The organism is Pseudomonadota bacterium, from assembly GCA_030775045.1.
Classification (GTDB): Bacteria; Pseudomonadota; Alphaproteobacteria; order JALYJY01; family JALYJY01; genus JALYJY01.
The window spans coordinates 3,356-11,712 of sequence record JALYJY010000057.1 but is presented as its reverse complement, the minus strand read 5'-3'; the positions used below and the strand labels follow the sequence as shown (position 1 = coordinate 11,712).

At 63.2% G+C, this 8,357-nt stretch carries 8 protein-coding genes and 1 tRNA gene; 4 read left to right on the top strand and 5 right to left on the bottom strand.

Features of this window, described 5'->3' with window-relative positions:
• The 4 genes from M3O22_06170 to M3O22_06155 all read left to right on the top strand — a co-directional run.
• The coding region (locus tag M3O22_06170; protein MDP9196330.1) for a hypothetical protein at nt 1–879 on the top strand (879 nt) is incomplete at its 5' end.
• A gap of 11 nt (nt 880–890) precedes the next feature.
• Nucleotides 891–3,035 (top strand): type I secretion system permease/ATPase, encoded by a 2,145-nt coding sequence (locus M3O22_06165; protein MDP9196329.1) that lies wholly within the window; start codon nt 891–893, stop codon nt 3,033–3,035.
• Nucleotides 3,035–4,414, top strand: a complete 1,380-nt coding sequence (locus M3O22_06160) for an HlyD family type I secretion periplasmic adaptor subunit (GenBank protein ID MDP9196328.1) — start codon at nt 3,035–3,037, stop codon at nt 4,412–4,414. The genes M3O22_06165 and M3O22_06160 overlap by 1 nt, the downstream gene beginning before the upstream one ends.
• Before the next feature lie 99 nt (nt 4,415–4,513).
• Nucleotides 4,514–5,020 (top strand): ferritin-like domain-containing protein, encoded by a 507-nt coding sequence (locus M3O22_06155; protein MDP9196327.1) that lies wholly within the window; start codon nt 4,514–4,516, stop codon nt 5,018–5,020.
• Between the two features lie 16 nt (nt 5,021–5,036).
• Here M3O22_06155 and M3O22_06150 read toward each other — a convergent pair.
• The 5 genes from M3O22_06150 to arfB all read right to left on the bottom strand — a co-directional run bounded on the left by M3O22_06150 (nt 5,037) and on the right by arfB (nt 8,202).
• Nucleotides 5,037–5,112, bottom strand: a tRNA-Lys gene (locus tag M3O22_06150).
• A gap of 111 nt (nt 5,113–5,223) precedes the next feature.
• Nucleotides 5,224–5,880: a hypothetical protein gene (locus tag M3O22_06145; GenBank protein ID MDP9196326.1), complete on the bottom strand. Its 657-nt coding sequence runs from the start codon at nt 5,878–5,880 to the stop codon at nt 5,224–5,226.
• Between the two features lie 86 nt (nt 5,881–5,966).
• Entirely contained in the window at nt 5,967–6,434 is a 468-nt protein-coding gene (locus tag M3O22_06140) for a GatB/YqeY domain-containing protein (protein MDP9196325.1), read from the bottom strand.
• Between the two features lie 285 nt (nt 6,435–6,719).
• Complete coding sequence (ftsY, locus tag M3O22_06135) at nt 6,720–7,703, bottom strand: signal recognition particle-docking protein FtsY (protein MDP9196324.1); 984 nt, start codon at nt 7,701–7,703, stop codon at nt 6,720–6,722.
• A gap of 79 nt (nt 7,704–7,782) precedes the next feature.
• Nucleotides 7,783–8,202, bottom strand: coding sequence for an aminoacyl-tRNA hydrolase (gene arfB / locus M3O22_06130; GenBank protein MDP9196323.1), 420 nt, complete (start codon nt 8,200–8,202; stop codon nt 7,783–7,785).
• Nucleotides 8,203–8,357: the final 155 nt, after the last annotated feature.

Sequence of the window (8,357 nt, the reverse complement as noted above, 5' to 3'; positions counted from 1 at the left end):
ATCTCCATGTACCTCAACGACACCGGCGATCTGGTCGTCGGCTACAGGGACGGCTCGGCCTCGTTCGTTCTCGACGACTGGGCCAGCACCCGGGCTGTCGAGTTCCTCCAGCTCGACGATGAGCTGATCACCCTCTACAGCGCCTTCACCTGGCAGGGCAGCGACAGCGCCGATACCATGCTCGGCATGGTGGATGGCGGCATGATGTACGGCCACGGCGGCAACGATCACATGTCCGGCCCCGAGATCATGTTCGGCGGCGACGGTAACGACCACATGCAGGGCAGCTGGTTCATGAACGGCGAGGCCGGGGACGACACGCTGGTCTCGGGCACACTGGACAGCACCCTCTTCGGCGGCGACGGCAACGACACTCTCATCGGCAATACGGGCAATGACACGCTTCTGGGCGGCGCAGGCAACGATACCCTGAAAGGCGCTCTGGGTGACGATCTGTACATCGCCGGCAGCGGCCAGGACACCGTCGAGGACACCGGCGGCACTGATACCCTGCGCCTGTGGGACGGCGTCACATCAGCCAGCCAGATCAGCCTGACCGCACAGGGCAACGACCTGCTGGTCTCCCGCAACGGCACAGCAGACCAGATCCTCATCCGCAACCAGTACAACCCGGACACCGGCAACCCCTGGACCATCGAAAACATCCAGCTGTGGAACGGCACCACTGTACCAGTCCCGCCCGCTGCGAACACCGCGGCAGGCTTCCACGACCAGCAGCTGGATCACCAGATAGGCCAGATCATCCAGGCCGCCGCAGCCTTCGCTCCCACTCCCATGGGCCCGGTCAGCCTTTCCGCTGCCATGGAGGAACACTCCGCCCCTGCTCTCGCAGCACCCTGGATGAGGCAGGCGGCGTAGGGTGGGAAAGTATGCCTGACGTTTCTTCTTCGCCTCAACCGCCCTTTGACACCGGCGTGTGGGGGCTGAGCCTGATCGCGCGGTTCCATGGTATTTCTGTTGATCCGGAAAACCTCGTCCATGCCCGTGGCTCAACAGGAGTATTTACCAGCCTCGATCTGGTCAGGGCGGCACGCCAGAAACTCCAGCTGAAAGCCAGGGCCATCCAGTCCTCTGTGGGGCGGCTGGAAAAAACGCCCTGTCCGGCGCTGACCCTTCGCCGGGATGGTTCCTGGATCGTCCTGATGGCCGTGAAAGAGGGCAAGGTTCTTTTCCAGGAAGCCGGCGCAAAACAACCCACCGTTACAGAACTGGACGCATTCAAAGAGTACTGGACCGGCGAGGTTATTCTCATCGCCAAACGGGCCAGCCTGCTGGACGCGGCGCGGCGCTTTGACCTGTCCTGGTTCTGGCCGGAGATCGTCAGACACAAACGCCTGTTTGCGGAAGTTCTCACCGTCTCTTTCGTCCTGCAAATTCTCGCGCTCATCAGTCCGCTGTTCTTCCAGGTCATCGTCGACAAGGTGCTGGCCCACCGCGGCATGACCACACTGGATGTCCTGATGATTGCTCTGGTCACCGTGTCGGTGTTCGAGGTGCTGCTCACCGCCCTGCGCACCTATACCTTTTCCCACACCACCAGCCGCATCGATGTGATCCTGGGCGCACGGCTGTTTTCCCACCTGCTGCGCCTGCCGCAGGCGTATTTCTCCAGCCGCCGCGTGGGGGACAGCGTGGCGCGGGTGCGTGAGCTGGAAACCATCCGCCAGTTCCTGACCGGCTCGGCCCTCACCCTCACCATCGATCTGGCGTTCGTGTTTGTGTTCCTGGGCGTGATGGCCAGTTACAGCCTCGCCCTGACCGCCATTACCCTGGCCACGGTGCCGCTGTTTGTCGGCTTGTCGGTGGCGATTACGCCCATGCTCCAGCGGCGGGTAGAGGAAAAATTCGCGCGTGGGGCCGAGAACCAGTCCTTCCTGGTGGAAAGCGTCACCGGTATCGAGACCCTGAAATCCCTGGCGTGCGAGCCGCAGGTTCAGCGTCGGTGGGAGGAGCAGCTGGCCGCTTATGTGTGCGCCGGTTTCCGCGCCTCCCAGCTGTCGAATATCGCGGGGCAGCTGTGCCAGCTGATCTCGAAACTGGCCATGGCAGCGACGTTGTACGTGGGGGCCCGGCTGGTCATGGACGGCGGGCTGACTGTGGGCGGGCTGGTTGCGTTCAACATGCTGTCCGGCCGCGTCACCGGGCCGGTGCTGCGCCTGGCCCAGCTGTGGCAGGATTTCTGCCAGGCGCGCATGGCGGTGGATCGTCTGGGCGATATTCTCAATACGCCCGCCGAGCCTGCTGCGGGTTCGGGGCAGAGCGTTCTCTCCCACATCAAAGGCCACATCCGGCTGGACCACGTCACGTTCCGCTATCGCCCCGACGGCGGGCCGACGCTTCAGGATATCAGCCTGGACATCCCCGCGGGGCAGAGCCTGGGGATCGTAGGCCCCTCGGGGTCGGGCAAGAGCACTCTCACCAAACTGATCCAGCGGCTGTACATTCCCGAGGCCGGCCGGGTCATGGTGGACGGCGTGGATCTGGCGCTGATCGACCCGGCGCAGCTGCGCCGCCAGGTGGGCGTGGTGCTGCAGGAGAACATGCTGTTCCACCGCACGGTGCAGGAGAACATCGCGCTGGCCGACCCTGGCCTTCCGCTGGAGCGTGTGATCCAGGCCGCAAAACTGGCCGGGGCGCACGAGTTCATTTGCGCCCTGCCGGAGGGGTACAACACCCTGATCGGAGAGCGCGGCGCGTCCCTTTCCGGCGGCCAGCGACAGCGCATCGCCATCGCCCGGGCCCTGGTCACAAATCCGCGCATCCTGATTTTTGACGAAGCCACCAGCGCCCTGGACCTGGAAAGCGAGCATGCCATCCAGGCCAATATGCGCGCCATCTGCCAGGGCCGCACGGTGATCATCATTGCGCACCGGCTGGCGGCCGTGCGCAGTTGTCACCGCATCATCACGGTTGAGCAAGGCCGTATTGTTGAGGATGGAACGCACGACCAGCTTCTGGGGAAAGGCGGGCGCTATGCCGCCCTCCACCGCCACCAGATCGGCGCGGTGGCGTGATGCTCTCCCGCCTTGAAATCACCCCGAAAACCGACGAGCAGGCTTTTCTGCCCGCGGTGCTGGAAGTCACCGAAACGCCGCCCTCGCCTGTGGCCCGCGTGACGGCCCTCAGCCTGTGCGGTCTGGTCCTGACAGCAATCCTGTGGGCCATTTTCGGCCACGTGGATGTGGTGGCGGTGGCGCAGGGGCAGCTTGTCCCCACGGGTCGCGTGAAAGTCATCCAGGCGCCGGAACTGTCGAAAATCAAAGATATTCATGTGAAAGACGGACAGCACGTCAGCGCGGGCGACACGCTGGTTTCGCTGGAGGCTGCAGACGCCCGGGCCGACGTGGACCGGCTGGAGCGCGAACGGGTGGAAGCCGTGGCCGACATTGCCCGGCTCCGGGCCCTGCTGTCCGGTGCGGCGATGGACCTCCCGCCCGGCATTCCCGCGGACATTGCAGAGCGGCAAAGGGCCCTGCTGCAGAGCCTGGCCAGCGAGCAGAACGCCCGGCTGGCGGGGCTGGAGGCCACCCGCGCCCAGCTGGAGGCCGAACAGAAAACCCTGCAGACCGAGGCGGAAAAGCTGGACCTGAACCTGCCCCTGATCCGCCAGAAGACGGAGGCCCACGAGGCGCTGGCCGTCAAGGGATCGGTATCGAAACTGGCGGCTGTGGAGCAGCGGCAGATCCTGAACACGGCGGAGTACGACCGCCGCATGACGGACAGCCGCCTGGCGGAACTGGCCGCGAAATACGACTCCCTGCAGGAAAATATCGTCCAGCAGGAGGCCGATTTCCGCTCGCGCACCACGGCGGATCTGGCGCAGGCCGAACAGAAAAACAGCGCGGCGGAGCAGGAGCTGATCAAGGCCAGGGAGCGCCTGGGCCGCCGCACGCTGACGGCGCCGGTCTCCGGTACGGTGCAGCAGATGGCCGTGCACACGGTGGGCGGCATGGTGCAGGAAGCGCAGGAACTGCTGGTGATCGTGCCGCAGGAAGACGCGCTGGAGGTCCGGGCGTGGGTGGAAAACCGGGACATTGGCTTTGTGGAGGCGGGCCAGGACGTGGTGGTGAAGCTGGAGACGTTTCCCTATACCCGCTATGGCTTTATCGAGGGGAAAATTCTGGATGTGAGCCGTGATGCCGTCACCCCGCCGCGCGTGACCGGTACGAACGCGCCGCCCGAAAAACCTTCGGAACAGACCTCGCCCGCAGGAGCTGTCTATGCCGCCCGGATCCGCCTGGACAAAACCACGCTGGACGTGGATGGCCGCACGGTCCACCTGACCCCCGGCATGACCCTGTCCGCCGAAATCAGAACCGGACAGCGCCGCATCATCAGCTATCTTTTGAGCCCCTTGCAGAAACACACCGGAGAAAGCCTGCGGGAAAGGTGAGGGGGGACGTACATATCGCAACCCGCATGAGCAGAAGGATAGGGCGGGGAACAGGGCCCTGGCTGACCCGTTAACTCCCTGAACAACGGGGAGGAACCTATGACCACTGCACGTCAAAACCTTGTCCACTGGCTGCGTGACGCCTATGCCATGGAGCATCAGGCCATCGAGATGATGGAAAGGCAGGCGGACCGCATCAAAAACTATCCCGAGCTGAAGGAACGGATATCCCGCCATGTCCAGGAAACAAAAAACCAGGCGGAAAGGCTGGAGCAGTGCCTGAAGCGCCTGGGTGAGGATACCTCGGTCTTCAAGACCACCATGGGAAAGATGGTGGGATTCGCCCAGGCCATGAGCGGCCTTTTTGTGTCCGACGAAATCGTCAAGGGCAGCGTGGCCGGATATGTGTTCGAACATTATGAGATCGGGAACTACAAGGTTCTTATCGCCGCGGCCCAGAAGGCCGGTGAGGAGGAAATTGCCCGCATCTGCGGCGAGATCCTGAAGGAAGAAGAGGAAATGGCCCGGTGGCTGGAAAAGCACCTTCCGCTGGTGGTGCAGCAGTTCCTGGGCCGGGACGAAGCCGGCCAGAACGCTAAAGTTTGAAATGAAAGCAGGAAAATGGTGACCTCGTCGGGATTTGAACCCGAGACCCTCTGATTAAAAGTCAGATGCTCTACCGGCTGAGCTACGAGGTCATACTGCGGGAAGGCAGCTTTCGAAACAGCTTCTTATAGCCGTTGGGCCTACGGGTCAACGGGCTTTTTCCGGAGGAGGCCATCAGGCGCCCTCCGGAAGCTGTGAACGGATCAGCGAACCAGGCTGTCCAGGCTCTGGCGCGCGGCGATGCATTCCGGTGTCTGGCCCGAGGCGTTCAGGTCCCAGACCCGCAGCATCTGCTGGCGGGCCTCCAGCCTGCGGCCCTGGTCGAGGCCATTGATCCTGTTGTTCAGATCTCTCCAGCCAGCCGTGCAGCCGGTTCCCCCGTCCCAGCCCGATGTCTGGCCCCAGGGCTGGGTCATGACGCGGGTGACAGGCTGTTGCGGCACGGGCTGCGGCGTCACGGCGTATTCATTCTGCCACTGGACCCGGGGCCAGGGGGATTCGCCCGCGGCGGCGGCCTCACCGGCCGGGCCGCTGTTGGCCAGCCCGGAAGAAGACCTGGCTGTCTGGCCTGTCACCGGCCCCATGGTCAGGATGTTGCCGGTCAGGGGATCAATCTCGACCATGGCGGTATTGCGCATGGGCGTTGTGATAACGGCGCGATAGCGGTCGCCCTGTTTCTCGAAAAAGGTAATTCCCGAAAATCCCAGGCCGCCAAACTGGTTCAGGAAGATGGTTTTCACCTGTTCCTTTTCCTCCAGCTGCCGGAGGGTTTCTGCCCGGGAGGGTTTTTTTCCCTGGGCTGTGGCCAGCGAGGGAACCAGAACCAGTGCCAGTGCCAGAAGAAGAATGTCTTTTTTCATGATATTGCCTCCTGCAGGTGGAAGATCCGGCTGTCAGAGCAGCATACCTGCGTTTCCGGATCAAGTCATGAAATCGGCTATGTCCTTCAGCCCTGGCCGGACAGCAGGGTTTTGACCATTCCGCTGGCCTGGCCGAAGTCCATCTGGCCGGCATGGCGGGTTTTCAGCTCGGCCATCACGCGGCCCATATCCTTGATTCCGGAGGTGCCGGTTTCGGCAATCAGCGCCTGGATAGCCTTTTTCATGCCTTCCTGGTCCATCTGTTGTGGCAGGAATTTTTCCAGGACGGCAATCTCGCCGGCTTCCTGCTCTGCCAGATCCTTGCGCCCGCCCTGTTCATACAGGGCGATGGAGTCCCGGCGTTTCTTGATCATGCCCTGCAGGACGCCCATAACGCCGGCATCGTTGATGCCTTCCCTGCTTTCGCTGGTCCGGTTCGCGATGTCCGCGTCCTTGACGGCAGCCAGTGCCATGCGGATGGTGGAGACAGCCCGCATGTCCTTTTTCAGCATGCTGTCTTTCAGGGCTTCGTTCAGGCGCTCACGCAGAGCCATGGTTTTGCTCCCAAGGTTCAGCCTCAATCATTCTCCCCATCCTGTTGCCACGGAAAAGCGGTAAATGCAAGGAAGCAGGCGCAGCCGGAAGTGGATCCTTCCGGCGAGCCTGATGACACAGCAGATGCCCTCTTTCCGTGCAACCCTTCGGGCGCGGCGACACGTCTTTCCGTCTGCGTCAAAGCCCTTGCCTGTGGGGACTGCCACAGGCGGCGGTCTTTTCCTGGCCGGGCAAGGCGCGCCGCTACGCGCAGGATGGGAAGAATGATTGAGTCTGAACCCTTGTTACAGGCCCACCAGCAGGCGGGCAAAATCCTGCGGGTCAAAGGGATGAAGGTCATCAATGCCTTCGCCCACGCCCACGGCATGAACAGGCAGGTTATGCTCCCGGGCGATGGCGACCACAATACCACCCCGGGCCGATCCGTCCAGTTTTGTCAGGACCAGGCCGTTGACGGCCACCATCTCGCGGAATACTTTCACCTGTGACAGGGCGTTCTGGCCCGTGGTGGCATCCAGCACCAGCACCGTGGAGTGGGGGGCCTGCGGATCCTGTTTCTGCAGTACCCGCACAACCTTCTGCAATTCGGCCATCAGGCCCGCCCGGTTCTGCAGGCGGCCGGCGGTGTCCACCAGCAGGATATCGGCCTGCTCCTTCCGGGCCTGCTCCAGCGCCTCGAAAGCCAGTCCCGTCGCATCGGCGCCGGTTTCCTTTGCAATGACAGGTACACCGGCCCGCTGGCCCCAGACTTTCAGCTGGTCCACGGCGGCAGCGCGGAAGGTGTCCCCGGCAGCAATCATGACCTTTTTCCCCTGCGTCCTGTACTGGGCCGCCAGCTTGCCGATGGTGGTGGTCTTGCCCGCGCCGTTGACGCCCACCACCAGGATCACATGGGGTTTATGGGCGGGATCGGGCTTCAGGGGCCGGGCCACAGAGGCCAGGATGGCGGCAATTCTTTCAGCCAGAAAAGCCCTGACTTCTTCTGGTGCGATATCTTTCCCGAAACGCTCCCGGCGCAGGTCTTCCACCAGGCCGGCGGCTGTAGCGGGTCCCAGATCGGCCATGACCAGCAGGTCCTCCAGATCCTGCAGGACCTGGTCGTCCAGCCGCCGCTTTGTGAAAATGCCGGCGATGCCTTCCGTCATACGGGAGGATGAGCGCCCCAGCCCCTGCCGCAGGCGGGACAGCCATGATTCTGGCTGATCCTGTTTTTGTTCAGGAGCAGTTTCCTGGGCTGGCGCCGCTTTTTTTCCGAAAATACCAAACATGGGCGGACTCTAGTTTCTTTTTTGTGCGAAGGGAACCCTCACCCCGGCCCTCTCCCGCAGGGAGAGGGGGTAAAGGGGCTTACTCCCCCGAAAACCGGCCGCGGGTGCGCTTGACGGCGGCGCGGGCGCTTTTGGCTTCCCGCCGGCGCTGTTTGCTGGCCCGGGTAGGGCGCGTGGCGCGGCGGCGGACAGGGGGCACGGCGGCCTGCCTGATCATGTCCACAAGACGGGCGCGGGCGTCCTCCCGGTTCTGGACCTGGCTGCGATACTGACGGGCCAGGATGACCAACACACCGTCTTTCGTCAGCTGGTTTCCGGCCAGGGCTGTCAGACGCTGGCGCACATCGTCCGGCAGGGAGGGAGAACGGGCCACGTCAAAGCGCAGCTGGACGGCTGTGGCCACCTTGTTGACGTTCTGGCCACCGGGGCCTGAGGCTGTGATGAAGGTTTCCTCCAGCTCATCTTCGTGGATGGCGATGCGGCGTGTCACCTGGATCATGGACATTGTTACAGGATATCCATGCTGCCGCCCCGCACCACCAGCGCCTGGTTGTCGTTCAGGGGGATGACGCGGCGGGGCTGGTGTTTCAGGCCGGCCATGATTTTTTGGGCGATGGGGCCGTAGTTCGGGCAGTTTGCGTGGGGCATGACCAG